This is a genomic window from Rhizobium sp. OAE497, assembly GCF_040546565.1.
GTDB lineage: Bacteria > Pseudomonadota > Alphaproteobacteria > Rhizobiales > Rhizobiaceae > Rhizobium.
The window spans coordinates 1,358,491-1,376,354 of record NZ_JBEPOA010000002.1 but is presented as its reverse complement, the minus strand read 5'-3'; the positions used below and the strand labels follow the sequence as shown (position 1 = coordinate 1,376,354).

At 62.8% G+C, this 17,864-nt stretch carries 17 protein-coding genes and 1 riboswitch; of the genes, 5 read left to right on the top strand and 12 right to left on the bottom strand.

Features of this window, described 5'->3' with window-relative positions:
* Positions 1–7 precede the first annotated feature (7 nt).
* Together ABIE40_RS25960 and ABIE40_RS25955 are read right to left on the bottom strand one after the other, a co-directional pair.
* The gene (locus ABIE40_RS25960) at positions 8–1,108 is read right to left on the bottom strand and encodes a Gfo/Idh/MocA family protein (RefSeq protein WP_199625323.1); all 1,101 of its coding nucleotides are present in this window, start codon (positions 1,106–1,108) and stop codon (positions 8–10) included.
* A 35-nt stretch (positions 1,109–1,143) separates the two neighbouring features.
* Positions 1,144–2,343 carry an ROK family protein gene (locus ABIE40_RS25955; RefSeq protein WP_199625322.1) on the bottom strand — a complete coding sequence of 400 codons (1,200 nt, stop codon included), beginning with the start codon at positions 2,341–2,343 and terminating at the stop codon, positions 1,144–1,146.
* A gap of 206 nt (positions 2,344–2,549) precedes the next feature.
* Here ABIE40_RS25955 and ABIE40_RS25950 point away from each other — a divergent pair, with 206 nt between their 5' ends.
* The 4 genes from ABIE40_RS25950 to ABIE40_RS25935 all read left to right on the top strand — a co-directional run bounded on the left by ABIE40_RS25950 (position 2,550) and on the right by ABIE40_RS25935 (position 6,378).
* Complete coding sequence (locus tag ABIE40_RS25950) at positions 2,550–3,857, top strand: ABC transporter substrate-binding protein (protein WP_130283752.1); 1,308 nt, start codon at positions 2,550–2,552, stop codon at positions 3,855–3,857.
* Between the two features lie 69 nt (positions 3,858–3,926).
* Positions 3,927–4,865: a carbohydrate ABC transporter permease gene (locus ABIE40_RS25945; RefSeq protein ID WP_112712072.1), complete on the top strand. Its 939-nt coding sequence runs from the start codon at positions 3,927–3,929 to the stop codon at positions 4,863–4,865.
* Positions 4,858–5,706 (top strand): carbohydrate ABC transporter permease, encoded by an 849-nt coding sequence (locus ABIE40_RS25940; protein ID WP_199625321.1) that lies wholly within the window; start codon positions 4,858–4,860, stop codon positions 5,704–5,706. Before ABIE40_RS25945 ends, ABIE40_RS25940 begins: the two co-directional genes overlap by 8 nt.
* A gap of 63 nt (positions 5,707–5,769) precedes the next feature.
* Entirely contained in the window at positions 5,770–6,378 is a 609-nt protein-coding gene (locus tag ABIE40_RS25935) for a YdeI/OmpD-associated family protein (RefSeq protein WP_199625320.1), read from the top strand.
* 3 nt (positions 6,379–6,381) lie between these two features.
* Here the strand turns inward: ABIE40_RS25935 and thiD are convergent, their stop codons facing one another.
* The 9 genes from thiD to ABIE40_RS25890 all read right to left on the bottom strand — a co-directional run bounded on the left by thiD (position 6,382) and on the right by ABIE40_RS25890 (position 15,209).
* On the bottom strand, positions 6,382–7,194 hold the full coding sequence (gene thiD / locus ABIE40_RS25930) for a bifunctional hydroxymethylpyrimidine kinase/phosphomethylpyrimidine kinase (RefSeq protein WP_199625319.1): 813 nt from the start codon (positions 7,192–7,194) through the stop codon (positions 6,382–6,384).
* Positions 7,191–7,826 (bottom strand): thiamine phosphate synthase, encoded by a 636-nt coding sequence (thiE, locus tag ABIE40_RS25925; protein WP_199625318.1) that lies wholly within the window; start codon positions 7,824–7,826, stop codon positions 7,191–7,193. The genes thiD and thiE overlap by 4 nt, the downstream gene beginning before the upstream one ends.
* Complete coding sequence (gene thiM, locus ABIE40_RS25920; RefSeq protein WP_199625317.1) at positions 7,823–8,626, bottom strand: hydroxyethylthiazole kinase; 804 nt, start codon at positions 8,624–8,626, stop codon at positions 7,823–7,825. The genes thiE and thiM overlap by 4 nt, the downstream gene beginning before the upstream one ends.
* A 53-nt stretch (positions 8,627–8,679) precedes the next feature.
* A riboswitch (TPP riboswitch) is annotated at positions 8,680–8,776 on the bottom strand.
* A gap of 41 nt (positions 8,777–8,817) precedes the next feature.
* Positions 8,818–9,879 carry an ABC transporter ATP-binding protein gene (locus ABIE40_RS25915; RefSeq protein ID WP_199625316.1) on the bottom strand — a complete coding sequence of 354 codons (1,062 nt, stop codon included), beginning with the start codon at positions 9,877–9,879 and terminating at the stop codon, positions 8,818–8,820.
* A 22-nt stretch (positions 9,880–9,901) separates the two neighbouring features.
* Positions 9,902–10,756 (bottom strand): sugar phosphate isomerase/epimerase family protein, encoded by an 855-nt coding sequence (locus ABIE40_RS25910; RefSeq protein WP_199625315.1) that lies wholly within the window; start codon positions 10,754–10,756, stop codon positions 9,902–9,904.
* A gap of 34 nt (positions 10,757–10,790) precedes the next feature.
* Positions 10,791–12,029 (bottom strand): ROK family transcriptional regulator, encoded by a 1,239-nt coding sequence (locus ABIE40_RS25905; protein ID WP_199625314.1) that lies wholly within the window; start codon positions 12,027–12,029, stop codon positions 10,791–10,793.
* A 40-nt stretch (positions 12,030–12,069) separates the two neighbouring features.
* Positions 12,070–12,915 carry a carbohydrate ABC transporter permease gene (locus ABIE40_RS25900; protein ID WP_112712056.1) on the bottom strand — a complete coding sequence of 282 codons (846 nt, stop codon included), beginning with the start codon at positions 12,913–12,915 and terminating at the stop codon, positions 12,070–12,072.
* On the bottom strand, positions 12,912–13,841 hold the full coding sequence (locus ABIE40_RS25895) for a carbohydrate ABC transporter permease (protein ID WP_112712054.1): 930 nt from the start codon (positions 13,839–13,841) through the stop codon (positions 12,912–12,914). The genes ABIE40_RS25900 and ABIE40_RS25895 overlap by 4 nt, the downstream gene beginning before the upstream one ends.
* Before the next feature lie 69 nt (positions 13,842–13,910).
* Positions 13,911–15,209: an extracellular solute-binding protein gene (locus tag ABIE40_RS25890; protein ID WP_112712052.1), complete on the bottom strand. Its 1,299-nt coding sequence runs from the start codon at positions 15,207–15,209 to the stop codon at positions 13,911–13,913.
* Positions 15,210–15,487: 278 nt separating this feature from the next.
* On the opposite strand from ABIE40_RS25890, the gene ABIE40_RS25885 reads away from it, so the two are divergent.
* Complete coding sequence (locus tag ABIE40_RS25885; protein WP_199625313.1) at positions 15,488–16,534, top strand: Gfo/Idh/MocA family protein; 1,047 nt, start codon at positions 15,488–15,490, stop codon at positions 16,532–16,534.
* Between the two features lie 2 nt (positions 16,535–16,536).
* Here ABIE40_RS25885 and ABIE40_RS25880 read toward each other — a convergent pair whose 3' ends face one another.
* Positions 16,537–17,670: an ROK family transcriptional regulator gene (locus tag ABIE40_RS25880; protein ID WP_199625312.1), complete on the bottom strand. Its 1,134-nt coding sequence runs from the start codon at positions 17,668–17,670 to the stop codon at positions 16,537–16,539.
* Positions 17,671–17,864 lie beyond the last annotated feature (194 nt).

The following is a 17,864-nucleotide window of genomic DNA, read 5'->3' as shown; positions in this document are numbered from 1 at the left end:
CCTGAAATTACTTGGCGAGCCGCCCGTCGACGAGCGATTCCGAGAGCGGCGCCGGCCGCTCGGTTGCCGTGGTGATGGTGACCGTTCGGCCACTTTCGGACGCCGTATGGAAGGCTTCCATGACCTCGAGCACATGCAGCGCCAGGCTGCCATTGGCGCGGTGCGGCCGGTTCGAGCGGATGGCATGGGCAAGATCGGCGACGCCGATCGAGCGGTAATTGCCATCGGCGTAAGGTGAGCTCAGGTCCTGCGGCTCGAAGCTGCCGCCCTTCTTGAGGAACTGCACCTCGCCGCCGAAGTGGTTCGGATCCGGCACGATCAGCGTGCCCTCGGTGCCGTAGACTTCCAGCGGCACATGCTTATGTCCCGCGACATCGAAGCTCATGCCGATCTGGACGACCGCACCATTGGCAAAGGCCATGACACCGGCGACATGGGTTGGCACGTGAACCGGGATCTTTTCGCCGCTTCGCGGCTCGCTGGTGACGACGCGCTCCTTGCGCGGCGAGACGGCAAAGCCCGCGACCTGCGCCACCGGGCCGAAGAGATTGACGAGGTCGGTGATGTAATAGGGACCCATATCGAGCATCGGGCCGCCGCCGACTTCATAATAGAAGGCAGGGTTCGGATGCCAGCGCTCGTGGCCGGGGCACATGAAGGTGGCGGTGCCGCCGACCGGCTGGCCGATCACGCCCTTGTCGATCAGCGCACGCGCCGTCTGATGGCCGCCGCCGAGGAAGGTATCGGGTGCCGCGCCGATGCGCAGACCCTTTGCCTTCGCGGCCTCCGCCAATTTTTTCCCTTCCGCGAAATTAATGCCGAGCGGCTTTTCGGAATAGGTGTGCTTGCCTGCCTCAAGCGCCTGCAGCGCAACGGCGACATGGGCTTTCGGCACCGTCAGATTGACGATGATCTCGATCTTGGGATCGGCGAAGAGCTCATCGATATTCCTGGCGGGAACGTTGAATTCGGCGGCCTTGGCGTCGGCGAGTTCGCGGTTCAGGTCGGCCACGCCCCTGATATCGAGGATCGGGAAGGAGGCCATCGCCTTCAGATAGGCGCCCGAAATATTGCCGCATCCGATGATGCCGATACCGACCTTGTCCATGCTTTCCTCCCGATGGATATTCTGTCGTCAGCGCCCTAAAGCGCCGGCCCCGTGGTGCTCCAGGGCGATTCATAGAGTTCGTAAAGCGCGACGGCGGCAGCACCCTGTGCCCAGAAATCGTCGCTGGAATCGTCGAAGACGAGTTCGGTGACGCCCTTCAGCGACGGCGGGATTGCCACCGCATAGGCATCGCGCAGGCTGTTCAGAAAGGGTTCGCCGAGCGCCAGACTGGAGCCGACGAGGATGACGCGCGGTGGGGCGAACAGGGTGACGATATTGGCGATCGTCAGCCCGACGGCCTCACCGGCGCGGATCGCCGAGGCGATCAGCGTATTGTCCTCGGCCTTGATCAGCGCCTGGGCATGGGTCATGCCGCGGCCGAGACGGATCGCTTCGGCGAAGCGTCCGTCCGCCTGCTGGTCTCCGAGGATGGCGCTCTCGCCCGCCTGCGTTGAAAGCCGGACCGTTCCCTGCGGTCCCATACCGAGCACGAGGTCGCCGAGATTGTGGCTGAGGCCACCGGCGCCACGGAACAGCTGGTTGCCGTGCAGCACCCCCAGCCCGAGCGTTTGTTCGAGCGAAATCAATACCATATCTTCGAGATCGCGCGCCCTACCGAACCAGTGATGGGCAAGCGTGATCGCATGCGCGTCGCTCTCGACGATCGTCGAGGTGCCAAGCCGCGCCGTCATCTCGGCTGCGAAATCGACGTTCGCATCGCGGAAGATCGGGCTGCTGCGCACATGGCCGGTGCGGTGCTCGATGACGCCGGGCAGCCCGAGGCAGACGGTATCGACATCCTCCAGCGACAGTCCGGCATCGACGACGCAGCGGCGCACGCCATCCTCGACGAGATCGGCGATCACGGCGATCGGCTGGCGGTCGATGCGGATCGGCAGCGTCAGCTTCGAGAGCACGTCGCCGCGAAAATCGGTGACAACGAAGATCATGCGGTTGGCGGCGATCTTGGCACCGACGACGCGGGCGGCGTCCGGGTTCAGTTCCAGCATCACGCGCGGTCTGCCGCGCGCCGCCTCGTTGCGGATATCGCCTTCGTGGCGCGGCAGGATCAGGCCGTCGTCGAGCAGCGACGCGGTGATCGCCGAGACGGTTGTCGTCGAAAGCTCGGTGCGCTCGCTGATCTCCACGCGCGAAATCGGCCCGTGACGCCGGATCGTGTCCAGCACGTTCAAGCGATTGATTGCACGCATCAATTCGGGGTCTGCGGTCTTCATGAAAAACTAGCCGGGCAATCGCATCTCTGGCCGAAACAGCCATATAATTTCGTCGGGGTGCGAATTAAATAACAGGCACATCCCGCCCGGTGTCAAGCGTGAATGGTAAAAAATCAGGCGGTCGGGTTGACAATCGGGCCAAGCTCCATTGAATTATTCCGCATTGGGGAAAAATTGGTGAGGACAGTTCCCCTGGGAGGAAAATCATGACGTATATGCACAAGGGCCTGGCCCTTCGCGGCAAGCGCATTGCATTTCTGGCCGCCGCCGCAGGGGTCTCGCTGATGCTCGGCGCCGGTGCCGCCTCGGCCAAAACGGTCGTCAAATGGCTGCATCTGGAGCTTGATCCGAAATTCGTGGCGAAGTGGGAAGAGATCGTCAAGAAATACGAAGAGCTGCATCCCGATGTCGATATCCAGATGCAGTTTTTGGAAAACGAGGCCTTCAAGGCCAAGCTGCCGACGCTTCTGCAATCGGACGACGTGCCTGATTTCTTCTACACCTGGGGCGGCGGCGTCCTGAAGCAGCAGTCGGAGACCGGCGCGCTGCAGGAGGTTACCCCCGCGCTTGACGCTGACGGTGGCAAGCTGCGCAACCAGTTCACCCCGGCCTCCGTCAACGGCATGACCTTTGACGGCAAGGTCTGGGCGGTTCCCTACAAGGTCGGCCTGGTCAGCTTCTTCTACAACAAGGAGCTTTTCGCCAAGGCAGGCGTGAAGGCCGAGGATATCAAGAGCTGGGCGAACTTCCTTGATGCGGTGAAGAAGCTGAAGGATGCCGGCGTCGTGCCGATCGCCGGTGGCGGTGGCGAGAAGTGGCCGATCCATTTCTACTGGAGCTACCTCGTCATGCGCGAGGGCGGCCAGAAGGTCTTCGATGCCGCCAAGAAGGGCGAAGGCGAAGGCTTCCTCGATCCCGCCATCATCAAGGCCGGCGACGATCTGGCCGAGCTTGGCAAGCTGGAGCCTTTCCAGCCCGGCTATCTCGGCGTGACCTGGCCGCAGGCGCTCGGCGTCTTCGGCGACGGCAAGGCGGCGATGATCCTCGGCTTTGAAAATACCGAAGCCAACCAGCGCAAGAATGCCGGTGACGGCAAGGGTCTCGCCCCCGACAATATCGGCCGCTTCGCATTCCCGACCGTCGAAGGCGGTGCCGGCAAGGCAACCGATACGCTCGGCGGCCTGAACGGCTGGGCGGTCACCAAGAAGGCATCCAAGGAAGCGCTCGATTTCCTCGCTTACCTGACCAACGCCGACAACGAACGCGAGATGGCGAAGAACGCCATGCTGCTGCCGGTCGCCGTCGGCGCCGATGATGGGGTCGTCAACCCGCTACTCGCTGAATCCGCCAAGCAGCTGGCTGGCTCCACCTGGCACCAGAACTTCTTCGACCAGGATCTCGGCGCTGCCGTCGGCCGTGTCGTCAACGATGTCTCGGTGGAAATCGTCTCGGGCCAGATGAGCTCCAAGGATGGTGCCCAGCAGATTCAGGACGCGTTCGAACTCGAGCAATAAGCCTCCCAGCAAGCACTCCCGGCGCCGCGCGGCGCCGGGATATGACACGCGCATGCGAAGGCAGGACATATGGCTGAGATTTCCGTTTCATCAGGCGTTCGGACCGCGCCGCCTAGCAAGGCCGCCCGAAAGAACCGCAGTTCGATCGCGCATGACCGCTGGGCGGTGCTGCTGCTCTTCCTGCCGCCGGCGCTGATCCTCTTCACGCTCTTCGTCATCATGCCGATGGGCGAGGCGGCCTGGTACAGCCTCTACAAGTGGAACGGCTACGGCACGCCGACCGAATATATCGCGCTCAAGAATTTCCAGGTCCTGTTCCGCAATGCCGCCTTCAGCCAGGCGCTGATCAACAACGGCCTGATCATCGTCGTTTCCATCGCCATCCAGGTGCCGCTGGCGATCTGGCTGTCGACGATGCTGGCGCATCGCATCCCCGGCGTCGTCACCTACCGGCTGATCTTCTTCCTGCCCTATGTTCTCGCCGATGTCGCCGCCGGCCTGATCTGGCGCTTCGTCTATGACGGCGACTACGGGCTGTTTGCCGCGATCGCTGGCTTTTTCGGCATGGCCAATCCCTATGTGCTCGCCGACAAGGACGTGGCGATCTATGCGGTGCTCGGCGTCGTCGTCTGGAAGTATTTCGGCTTCCACATGATGCTGTTCATCGCCGGCCTGCAATCGGTCGACAAGAACGTGCTCGAAGCGGCCGATATCGACGGGGCCTCCGGCTGGCAGAAGTTCCGCTACATCACCCTGCCGCTGCTCGGCTCGACGCTCAGGCTCTCGATCTTCTTTGCCGTCATCGGCTCCCTGCAGCTCTTCGACATGATCATGCCGCTCACCGGCGGCGGTCCCTCGAACTCGACGCAGACGATGGTGACCTTCCTCTACACCTACGGCGTCATGCGCATGCAGGTCGGCCTCGGCAGCGCCGTCGGCGTCGTGCTGTTCATCATCTGCGTCACGCTCGCCTTCGGCTACAAAAGGATATTCATGCGCAATGACTGATACGACCGACACCATTCGCATGCCCGCGACGACGAAGGTCTATCTCTACGTCTCGCTGACGCTCATCGCCGCTCTGGTGCTGGTCCCGCTGCTGACCACGGCGCTCGGCGGTTTCAAGACGCTCGGCGACCTGCGCGTCAATCCGTTCGGCCTGCCCGCCACATGGCAATGGTCGAACTATACGGATATCCTGTTCGGCGAGCGCTACTGGTTGCAGATCTTCAATTCGCTGGTCATCGCCGTCCTCACAGTGTCGCTGACGCTGATCGTCTCGTCGATGGCGGCCTTCACCTTCGCGCATGTGCGCTTCTTCGGCTCGTCCTTCCTGTTGAACTACTTCCTGCTCGGCCTGATGTTTCCCGCGGCGACCGCCATCCTGCCGCTCTTCATCCGCATCCGCGATCTAGGACTGCTGGATACCTATTGGGGCGTGGTGCTGCCGCAGGTGGCCTTCGGCCTCGGCATGAGCATTCTGCTTTTTAGAAACTATTTTCGCAACCTTCCGGAAGAATTGTTCCAAGCGGCTTTCGTCGATGGCTGCGGCTACATGCGCTTCTTCTGGTACATCTCGCTGCCGCTGTCGCGGCCGATCATCGCCACCGTCAGCATCATCTCCTTCGTCGGCAGCTGGAACAGCTATATTCTGCCGCTGATCATGCTGAATTCGGAATCGAAATATCCCTGGCCGCTCGGCATCATGGTCTATCGCGGCGAGTTCGGCACGGAATGGCAGCTGGTGCTGGCCTTCATCACCCTGACGATCATGCCGACCGTCATCGTCTTCTTCCTGGCCCAGAGACACATCATCGCCGGCCTGACGGCGGGCGCGGTCAAATCCTGATGTTGCCGTTTGCGCCGCGGCCGCTACCATGGCCGCAGCATGGCATCATGGGAGAGCAGACGGTTGGCGCCGATAAAGGTCGATCCGCAGAAGGTTCGCGAATTCAAGACGAAGCAGGATTTCTACGACTGGCTGGCTGTGCATCACGACCGCGAAAGCGAGGTCTGGATCCGCATCTTCAAGGTCGCATCCGGCTTGCCGTCGATCACGCCGGTCGAGGCGATCGACGCTGTGCTCTGCTGGGGCTGGATCGATGCGGTGAAGAAAAGCCTGGACGAAAAGAGCTACCTCCAGCGCTATACGCCGCGCGGCAGGAAGAGCATCTGGAGCCAGATCAACGTCAACAATGTCGCCCGCCTGGTCGACGAGGGCCGGATGACCGAGCATGGCCTTCGCGAGGTCGAGGCCGCGAAAGCCGATGGGCGATGGGACCGGGCCTATGGCAGCGGCAAGGACCTGAAGATCCCCGACGATCTGCAGGCGGCGATCGATGCCGATCCCAAGGCGCAAGCGATGCTTGCGGCGCTCAGCGCGCAAAACCGCTTCGCGCTAGCCTTCCGCGTGCACAATATGAAGACGCCCGCGGGCCGCGAGCGGAAGATCGCCACCTTCGTCGAGATGCTGGCGAAAGGCGAGACGATCTATCCGCAGACAAGGAAGCCGAAGGTCTGAATCTTAGAGATCGGCCTTGTCCCAGAGCGCGTGGAAGTGCTGCACCGGGCCGTGGCCGGAACCGACGGTGAGCGTATCGGCAACCGCAACGGCATCGGCGAGATAGCGCTTGGCGATCGCGACCGCTGCTTCAGGCGTTTTGCCCTTCGCAAGCTCGGCCGCCAAGGCGCTCGACAGCGTGCAGCCGGTGCCGTGCGTATTCTTCGTCGGAACCCTTGGCGCCTCGAACCAGGTGATATGGTCCGCGCTTGCCAGCACATCGGGGCTGTCAGTGCCGCCGAGATGGCCGCCTTTCAACAGTACCATGCGCGGTCCGCGATCCAGCAGTTTGCGCGCCTGCTGCTGCATGGCATCGCGGTCTTGGGCATGATCCTCGCCGAGCAGCGCCGCCGCTTCGGGCAGGTTTGGGGTCAGCATCGTTGCCAGCGGCAGAAGACGGTCGGTGAGCGCGCCGATCGCGGCGATATCGAGGAGGGCGGCACCGCCCTTGGCGATCATCACGGGGTCGAGCACCAGCGGGATGCCGCGATGCGGATGCAGCGCATCGGCAATTGCCTCAGCGATCCCGGCATTGGCTATCATGCCGATCTTGACGGCATCGACGCGGACATCGGCAAAGACCATGCGGATCTGCTCGGCGACGAAATCCGGCGAGACGGTCTGCACTGCCGAGACGCCGGTGGTGTTCTGCGCAGTCAAGGCGGTGAGCACAGCCATGCCATAGGTGCCGCGGGCGGAGAATGCCTTGAGGTCGGCCTGGATGCCCGCGCCGCCCGATGGGTCGGAGCCGGCGATCGAGAGAACGTTGCGGATCATTGTCCTGCCTTTCTGATGCGTTCGGCGATTGCAGCCGTCGCCGCTTGTGGATCCGGCTGGCCACAGATCGCCGAGACGACCGCAAGCCCTTCAGTGCCCGTTGCGAGCACTGGCTCCACATGTTCCGCCTTCAGGCCGCCGATTGCCACTGAGCGAACCGGGCAGACACGAACCAGCTCCTCCAGACCTGCGATGCCGATCGGTTGCTTGTGATCCGGCTTGGTCGCCGTCGCGAAAACGGGGCCGATCCCCGCATAGTCGACGATCGCGGGATCTACGGCTGCGGCAAGTTCAGGCGTCTCGACGGAGAGGCCGAGAATCATATCAGGCCCGATGCGGCGGCGGGCCTCGGCGGCGCCGAGGTCTTCCTGGCCGATATGCAGCCCATCGGCGTTGAGCGCGATTGCCGCTTCGACGTCGTCATTGACGACAAGCAGTGCTCCGCTTCCTGACAGGACCCGCTGCAGTGCCCGGCCCGTCTCGATCATCTGCCGGGTACTCGCCGTCTTGTCGCGCAGCTGCACGATGGTCGCCCCACCGGCAACCGCTGCACGAGCGGTCTCGACAAGCCCGTACCCGGCGCAGAGCTCCGGGTCTAGGACGAGATAAAGGGAGAGGTTGAAGCTCTTCACGCCTGGCTGATCCTTGCTGCGGCGTCGAGCGCCGGACCATCGAGCGCGGCAAGCGCATCGAGGAAACGCCAGGAGAAGGAGCCAGGGCCCTTGGCTTCCTGTGCCGCCTGTTCGCCGGCAACGGCAAACATTGCGAGAGCGGCAACCGTCGCATCGAAGGTCTCGTCAGGGGCGATCGCAGCGAAGGCGCCGGTCAGGCAGGTCAGCGAGCAGCCGAGCGCGGTGATCTGCGGCATCAGCGGCGAGCCGCCGGAAATGCGAACGGCGCGGGTGCCGTCAGTAACGAAGTCGACCGGGCCGGTGACCGCGACAACGGCGCCATATTGCGCCGCGATGCTGCCGGCGGCCCCTTCCGCCTGCTCGACGGGATCGCGGCTATCGACGCCCTGGCCGCGGCTTTCGCTGCCGGCCAGCGCGATGATTTCGGATGCATTGCCGCGGATGATCGCCGGGTTGAGGTCGAGAAGTGCGGCGACGCTTTCGCGGCGAAAGCCCGTGGCGTAATGCGCCACGGGGTCGAGAACCCAGGGCTTGCCGTTGCGCGCAGCAGCCTTCGCCGCCTGTTTCATGCCGCTGACCCAGGCGGGCGAGAGCGTGCCGATATTGATGGTCAGTGCACCGGAGAATGCGGCGAATTCACCGGCTTCCTCTTCGGCATGGACCATGGCGGGCGAGGCGCCCGCGGCCAGCACGACATTGGCGGCGATGTTCATCGCGACATAGTTGGTAATGCATTGAACGAGCGGCGGCGCGGCGCGCAGCGCGGTCAGCAATTGTCCGGGTGATCTCGAAGTCGTCATCTTGCGTCCCTTCTGGGGCGGGGCAAGACGCGGGAGGCCTGACGAACGAAAGCGAAGGGCCTCGAGCGACTCCCTCCGCCAGCATTATCTGGTTCAGGTTCGAAGGGTACTTCTCAGCCCGCCTTTCGGCGAACGCCCCTGTCTCTCAACACCACGGTCATCGCAAATTATCGGCGGCTTGTCACGCCCTATCAGTTGAGCCGGGCTTCCCCGCTGACGATGCGCTGCTCGTCGGCGCCGAAGAGATGTACGGCATCGTGAATGGGCGCCACCTTCAGGACATCGCCGGGTGCTGCCCTGATCCGCTCGCGGAAGACGCAGCTGATCGTCTGCGCGCCGAGCCGGGCGATCACCAGTGTTTCCGATCCGGTGGGCTCGACGACGACGGTGGTGATCTCGATGCCATTTGGGTCGAGCTGCAAATGCTCCGGGCGGATCCCATAGGTCACCGCGTCGGCGGGGCGACGGTCGCTCGGCAGGGTGATGCCATCCTCGGTGCGGAAGCCCGCATCCGTCATGCTGCCCTTGATGAAGTTCATCGCGGGCGAGCCGATGAACCCGGCGACGAAGAGATTGTTGGGGCGGTCATAGAGGTCGAGCGGCGAGCCCGACTGCTCGATGCGGCCGTCTCTCATGACGACGATCTTGTCGGCCATGGTCATCGCTTCGATCTGGTCGTGGGTGACGTAGATCGTTGTCGTCTGCAGCCGCTGGTGCAGTTCCTTGATCTCGGAGCGCATCTGCACGCGAAGCTTGGCGTCGAGATTGGAAAGCGGCTCGTCGAACAGGAAGACGGCGGGATCGCGCACGATCGCCCGGCCCATGGCAACGCGCTGGCGCTGGCCGCCCGAAAGTTGCTTCGGATAGCGTTCGAGCAGGCTTTCGAGGCCGAGGATTTTTGCGGCATTGCCGACCCGCTTGTCGATCTCCGCCCGCGGCATGCGCTTCAGCCGCAGCGAAAAGCCCATGTTCTTGGCAACGGTCATATGCGGGTAGAGCGCGTAGTTCTGGAACACCATGGCGATGTCCCGGTCCTTCGGCGCCAGCTCGTTGACGACGTGCTTGCCGATCTGGATCTCGCCCGACGTGATGCCTTCGAGCCCGGCGATCATTCTGAGCAGCGTCGACTTTCCGCAGCCGGACGGGCCGACGAGGACGACGAATTCGCCGTCGCGGATATCGACCGAGACACCCTTGATAGCCTTGAACGCGCCGTAGTCCTTGCGAGCATTATTGACTGAAACATGAGCCATTATCGTCCTCCCCAGGCTGCGATCAAAGCTTGTCCAAGACGGTTCTGAGATAGCCGAGGCCGACGCGTTCGCCCTCCTTGCGGGCCTCCAGGTCCTTGCCCGGCCAGCCATAGGCGGCGTCCTCATGCTCGATGGAAATCGTGCCGTCGAAGCCGTAGCTGCGCGCCTGCTTCAGGAACCTCGACCAGTCGAGCAAGCCAAGACCCGGCAGCTTGTACTGCCACCAGCCCTTGCCGTGATAACCGACGGCCTGCAGCGCGGTCGCATCGACCGCCGTGTCCTTGGCATGCAGGATGGCGATGCGATCCTTGACGGCATCCAGCGCCAGATAGGGATCGATACCCGTCCGCAGAAAATGCGAGGGGTCGAATTCGAGCCCGAAACGCCGGTCGGGAATGCGCTTGAACAGCTCCTCGTAACCTTTCGGCGTTGTGCCGACGAAATTGTCCTTCGGCCCCGGCCAGTTCTCGATCGCAAAGGTCAGGCCGCTGGACGCGGTCTCGGCGATCAGGCCGTTCACATAGGTTGCAAAATCGTCGTAGTTGGCGTCGTCGCTGGCATCGTCATTGCGGCCCGGGAAGATGACGAAAACCGGCACGCCGGTTTCGCCGATCGCCTGGGCGAATTCCGCGGTGCGCGAGCGCAGATCCTTGCGCTTGGCATTATCGGCGTCGAGCTGGTTGCCGAAATAGGTGATCGAGGAGACGAAGAGGTTGCGCTCGCGGGCAAGCGAGACGGCGGCCTTCACCCTGTCAGGGGTCTTGATGTGCCCGCCGACATCGATCTCGATGGCATCGAAACCGGCGGAAGCTGCGAAATCCACCACTTCTTCAAGCGGCCGGTCGTTGAACGTCGACGTATAGAAACCGATCCTCATCAAAATCCTCCCATGCGCCGCCGCAGCGGCCGTGCTAATTGTTCAGGCGATCCATGTATTTCAGCGGTGAACGGGTACGTTGAACCTCATCCGATGACGCCAGCATCAGGGCGGCGGCCATCGGCATGGCGGCCGCCCCGATCGCCGAGGCATCCTCGCCGAGCGAGGCGCGGTGGATCGAGGGCAGGGCGCCGTCGCTGGCGTCCAGATGCTCATGCACATAGCGCAACAGCTCGTCGATCATGCGGATCGGCAGCCGCCCGCCGACCAGGATGGCATCGGGATCGACGATCATGCCGACATGGCGGACGGCGACCGCGAGGTGCGCGCTCATCTCCTTAAGCCACTGCGAGACCAGCCGCTTGCCGCGGGCATCGAGCGTCAGGAGATCCTGGGGCACGCTGACCTTGATCCCATGCTCGGCCAGGAACTGATAGAGGCAGAAGAGCGAGAAGATTTCGCCGAGCAGGCGAACCTTCTGTGTGCTTTCGTCCTTGCCGTCGGCGATCGGCACCCAGCCGATTTCACCGCTGAGGCCCATGGCGCCGCGATGGCCGTTGCCATCGAGAACGAGACCGCCGCCGGGGCAGGCGTTGACGGCGATATAAAGGAAGCTCAGGCTCTCGGCGCCGAGCCCGTAATCGAGTTCGGCCAGTGCGGCAGCGTTGGTTTCGTTCTCGATGAAAACAGGATGCTGCGTCAGCTCCTCGAGAGCGGCGCGCACATCGAATTCCATCCATTCCCAGTAGTCGGCTGGCCGGCCGGGAAAGGCGATTTCGCCGAGCCAGTCGGGCATCGCCAGGCCGATGCCGGCCAGATGCGCGTCGTCGATCAGGCGGCTGCGCTGGAAATGCGATATCGCGTCCGCCGACAGCTGCATGAATTCGGCCGGCAGGATGTAGCGCTTCTCGTGATGGACGCGGGCGCGGACATTGCCGACGGCATCGACTGCAAGGATGGTCAGATGGTCACGGTCGATATTGATGCCGATCGCGAAGAAGGCGTCCGGATTGATCTCGAGCTCGATTGCCGGCTGGCCACGCAAACCGTGGCGGCGCCGCGCCTCGATGATCAGCCCCTCGTCGAGCAGGCGGTCGACGATGCGGGCGATCGCCGGCTTGGTGAAGCCCGTCTGTCTGGCGATCTCCGCCCGCGAAATCGGCGCCTGCCGGTGGATGCAGCGCAGCACGACCGCGCGGTTATGCTCGCCCGCATCCTCGACATTGGCCCCGCTGAGATCGGGGGAGAGCGTGACATCAGGGGTCTGGTTCATGATCGCGATCCTTCGTCTTCCATCGACATTAGAGCCGCTCTCATCCCTTCACCGCGCCGCTTGTCATCGCGCCCAGGATCAATCGCTGGAGCGAGAGGAAAGCCACGATCGCCGGTACGACGGAGATCAGGCAGGCGGCGGCGAGCAGCTGGATGGACGAGTCGGTCTGCATGCCACGGAAGTTAAAGATCCCGACGCCGATCGGCATCAAGTTGTTTTGCGTCAGCAGCAGAAATGGCACGAGGAACTGCGACCAGCCCGCAATGACGGTGATGATGAAGACGGACGCGATGCCCGGCGCCGAGAGCGGCAGGACGATCCGCCAGAAGACCGAGAAGCGATTGCAGCCATCGATCATCGCCGCCTCGTCGAGGCTGCGCGGAATGCCGTCGACGGTGCTCTTCAATAGCCATGTCGCGAGCGGCACGCCGAGCGCGATATAGACCATGACCACGGCGAAATGCGTGTCGAGCAGGCCGAGCTTGTTCATGTAGCGGTAGAGCGGAACCATGATGACCAGCGGCGAGATCATCTGGAAGAGCAGAAGACCCATCATCGACAGGCCCTTGCCGCGGAACTGGAAGCGCGAGAAGGCATAGGCCGCAGGCAGCGCGACGATCAGCACCCCGAGCCCGCTGAGGGCGGCGAGCTTCAGGCCGTTCCAGAGGTAGATGGGAAAGTAGCTATTGTTGAGAACCGTGATGAAGTTCTCCATCGTCGGATTGTGCGGGATGTAGCGGGCGACGCCGCGATAGATTTCCCGCCGGTCGCGAAGCGCCATCGACAGGAGATAGCTGAGGGGGCCAGCGAAGAAGACGAACATCGCCAGCATGAACAGATAGCTCAGAAAGTCGCCGAGACGGGTGCCGGTGCGCCTGCTGCTCATTGCTCTTCCTCCTTCGGCAGGAACGACGCATAGACGAAGGCAAGCCCGAGGCTGATGATCAGCATCAGCACCGACAGCACGCTGCCTCCCGACAGATCGTAATTTCTGAAGACGATGTTGAAGACATACAGCGAGATCACCTCGGTCGCGCGGCCGGGGCCGCCTCCTGTCAGCGTGATGATCGCGTCGAAGGTGTTGAGCGTCATGATCGTGATCAGGATCATGTTGACGAGGATCGCGGCGCGCAGCTGCGGAATCGTGACGAAGAAGAACTGCTGAGTGCCCGTCGCGCCATCGACTTCGGCCGCTTCGTAGAGCGAGGGATCGATCGCCTTCAGCGCCGCATACATGACGACCATCGAGAAGGCCGTGCCGCGCCAGATGTTGGAGATCAGCGCCGACCATGGCGCGATCGACGGATCCGAAAGCCAGGCGACAACGGGCAGATGCATCATCCGCAGGATACTGTTCAGCGCGCCGTATGGCGCTTCGGAAAACAGCATCTGCCAGATGATACCACCGGCAATTCCGGGCACGACCCAGGCGACGAGGGCGGTGGTTCTGAGAATAGTGGTGCCGAACAAGCCGCGCTTTTCGCCGCGAACGACGACGACCGCGACGGCAATCCCGAGAATCTGTTGGCCGACGACGCTGCCGCCGACGAAGACGAGGGTGGCCCACATGATATCGGGCAGCTGCGGCGAACTCAGCGCGTTGGTGATCGAGCCGAACGTATATTCCTGGTTATCGCCGATCAGCGTCGCATTGGTGAAGGACAGCCGGAAGACGTCGATCACCGGGTAAAGATAGAAAATGCCGATGACGATGATGACGGGCATGATCCAGGGCAGGGGCGCCCCGGCGAAACGGCGCATGAACGATCTGCTGTGAGGCGGGCTGGCAGCCTCGATGGCGATGGGGCTCATTGGGCTTCTCTATCCGGGTTTGACGGGACCGGCGGCGCCCGTCATGGGCGCCGCCGCGATCTCAAATCGTTAGAGACGCTTGTAGGCCTCCAGCGTCGCGTTGAACGCGGCGTTCAGAGCATCTTCGGGCTTCTTGGTGCCGGACAGCACGTCGCCCATCATGATCTGGATCTGGTTGGAGATCTCCGGATAGATCGGCGCACCGGGGCGAGCCTGGCCATTCACCAGGGCATCGGCGAAGGTCTTGTTGGCTTCGGTCGCGAAGACATCGTACTTCGTGAACAGCGACTTGCGCGTCGGCAGCTGCTGCTGCAGCGCGTTGGCCGGCCCCATATAGACCTCGCGGGCGAGGTTGGCGCACATCTCGACCTTGTCCTTGTCCTTGGCAAAGGACGCGATCGTCCAGCCGCCTGTGCCGGTCGAGCGCTGATCGGCGGTCGGGCCCGGGATCGGCGAGAAGGTCCAGTTCTTGAACTCGTCCTCGTCGAGCGTTGCCTTCAGCTGCGCGTATTGCCAGTTGCCGCCGATGAAGAGCGCCGTGGTGCCCGCCGCAGCTGCGGCGTTCAGGTCGTCGTAATTGCCGATCGTGGTGACACGCTTCGGCGCAGCGCCTGAATCGACGAGGTCCTTGTAATAGTTGAGGGCCTTGAGGAATTTCTCCTTGTTGTCGCCTTCGCCGAAGACGGGTTTTCCGGAATCGTCGACGAGCTTGCCGCCGAGCGCCCAGTAGTTCGCGAGCCAGTCGAAGGTCGAGCCTTCATAACGGCCGGCATTGAAGAGGATACCTTCCATGCCTTCGCCAACGGACGCGATGCCGGCCTTCTTCAGGTCGTCCCAGGTCTGGGGTGCATCAGCCACGATCGACTTGTTGCGATAGAGGACGCGCAGATCGGTGTCCCACCACCAGGCGCGGATCGTCTGATCCTTGTCGGTGATGCCGCTGCGGATGAAGGGGAAGAGGTCGTCGATTTCTTCCTTCGAGAAATAGGGCGTGAAGTCGGCGAGGACCTTGTTGACCATGAACTGCGACAGCACGAAGGAGTCGACGGCGGCGCAATCGGGCGCGTTGCCGGCCTTCGCCTGCTCCAGCATCTTGGCCTGTTCGGTGCCGATATCGGCCGACATGAACTGCATCTGCAGCTTCCAGTCGGGATGCTTCTTGATGAACTCGACGAACAGCTTCTGGTAGCCTTCGGCAATCGCCGGGTCGGCATTGTTGGGACTATCGTTAGTCAACCGCACGATGAGCGTCTTCGGGGCATCGGCAGCGCCGATGCGGTCCTTGGTCGCCAGTTCTTGGGCAAATGCGGCAGGCACTGAAAATAACATTGTGCTCAGCGCTAATGCGCTGACGAACGCTCTCTTCATGATGGGTCTCCTCCCCATTTTCAACGGATACAGCCTGGTGGTCAGTTGACCTCTCCTCAATTCCATGCTGCATTAATTAGATTAAGTTACTTTGATTTGATGTCAAGCCAGACTTGGGAGGAATGAGATGCTGGCGACATTCAATACAAGCTAGGCGGGCTGAACCGCACTTTCCAACGAGATCGACAAGGCGTTTTGCGGAGATCCGCAACACGCAAAGGATGTGTTTTGCCCGGCTGCCGTGGCGGCAGCCGCACCCGATATCTATGGAGGATAGAATGCGATTACTCATTCTCGGCACTGGCGGAATGGCCAATCAGCACGCCATGCGGTTCAAGGAGATCGAAGGCGTCAGCGTCGTCGGCGGTGTCGATGTCGTGCCCGAGCGGCTGGCGGCTTTCTGCAGCGAACACGGTATCGCCCATCAGTTCAGCTCGCTCGAGGACGCGCTTACCTGGGGCGAATTCGATGCGGTGGCGAACGTGACGCCCGATCGCATTCACCACCCGACGACGCTGCAGGCGATTGCCGCCGGCAAACACGTCTTCTGCGAGAAGCCGCTGGCGACCGACGCCACCAAGGCAATGGAGATGACCGAGGCGATCGAGAAATCCGGCAAGGTTGGCATGGTGAATTTCACCTACCGCAACTCGCCGGCACTGCAGAAGGGCAGGCAGATGGTGCTCGCCGGCGAGATCGGCGAGGTCAGGCATGTCGAGGCTTCGCATCTGCAGAGCTGGCTGGTCGGCCGCCACTGGGGCGACTGGAAGAGCGAGAGCAAATGGCTCTGGCGCCTCAGCAAGAAACACGGCTCGAACGGGGCGCTCGGCGATATCGGCATCCATATCGTCGACTTCGCCTCTTATGGCTCCGGTCTCGACGTGGCGCATGTCTTTGCCCGGCTGAAGACCTTCAACAAGGCCCCGGGCCACAAGATCGGGGAGTACGACCTCGACGCCAATGACAGCTTCACGATGAATGTCGATTTCACCACCGGTGCAATCGGTACCATCCAGGCAACCCGCACCGCCGCCGGCCAGATGGACCAGCTGCGCCTTCGCGTCTATGGCGAGACCGGATCGATCGAGATGATCTACGACACCGGCAAGTCGACGCTGCGCACCTGCCTCGGCGAGGACGTCCACACCGCGACCTGGCGCGATGTTCCCTTCGATCCTGTCGAGACCAACTACCAGCGTTTCGTGCAGGCGGTTCGCGCCGGCAAGACGCAGGAGCCGTCCTTCCGGCGGGCTGCCAATATCCAGAAGGTTCTGGACAAGGCACTCGCTTCCGACCTCAGCCATACGGACGAGGCACTGGCCTGAGATCAGCCCGAGACCGGCGGCAGCAGCGTGTTGAGGAAGGGCAGGAGTGCTGCCCCCAGCGCAACGCCGCCGCCGCTGAAGCTTGCCGGTTTCATCGGCGAGATCCAGGGTGTCAGGAAGGGGCGCTTCGAGGTATCGCGGCGCTCCACCGACAGCTGATGGATCAGCGCCTCGATCACGCCGCGCGGCAGGTCGCTGCCGATCATGATGACGCTAGGCGCGACGAAACCGGCAATGCCGATGATCGGATCGAGCAGGTGGCTCGCCACATCGCGGATCCATTGCGCCAGCTCCGGCGAGGAAATATCCTCGCCTGACAGGAGCCGCGCGCAGTCTTCCTTGCCGACGGCAGCGCAAAGCGAGCCGAAACCGGCGACCTTGTTCAGCGAAACGTTATCCGGCCCGGTCCGCATCTCGCCGATACCGCCGGCGCGGCCGTGAACGCCGGAATAGGGAACGCCGCGAACCAGAAATCCCGCCTGCACGTCGTCATCGAGCACGATCATCGCTAGGCCGCCCGCAGGCGCCGGCGTGCCGATCGTGCGCTCGGCGAGCAGGCCCGCGGTGCATTCGTTTTCCGTCTCCGGCCTTGGCAGGCCGGATAGAGCGGCGAGCTCTTCGCTCTGAGCCTCGCTCCAGATGTTTGAGGCAATGCCGACGCCGACGACCGGCAGATCGGCATGGCGCTCGATCATCGATCCGATGGCCTCGCTGACAGATGCCGTGGGGGCCGCCGGATCGAGAGAGAAATAGATGCGGTCGTGGACCTGGCCGCTGAGATCGATCAACACCGCCTCGCTGCGGCGGGCGCGCACCCGGATGCCGATTGAATACGCGCCTTCCGGCCGCAGCGCGAATTCCGTCGCGGTCGGACCTCCGCCGGCGCCATTGCGCCGGTTCGAGATGACCAGTCCTTCTTCGCCAAGGCGGCGCAGGATATTGGTGATGCCGGGGCCGGTCAGGCCGGAATGCTGGCCAAGCTCCATGCGCGTCAGCGGCCCATGCCGCCGGATCGCCTCCAGGATGACGCGGATATTCCGGTCGGCGATCTCTCCGGATCGCAACCCCACCGTTTTGCCCCGCGCAACGCCCGTCTCCTGGGCCTGACGCCGCGGCCCTGATCGAAGATACCGCATGACCGACTTCCTTGAGCGCTTCACTGCTCTTTAGCCGAGAAAGTGATGAAAGTAACGCCCACCCTGTCGTAAGTATCTGATTTCCTGCCGAAGAATTCCAAGTCTTTGCATGCGGGCAATTGGCGCCTTGCTTATGGCACAAGCGCCTGCGAATCCTAGATGAGGACGGCGGCCTCACAAAACGGCCGCTGCTG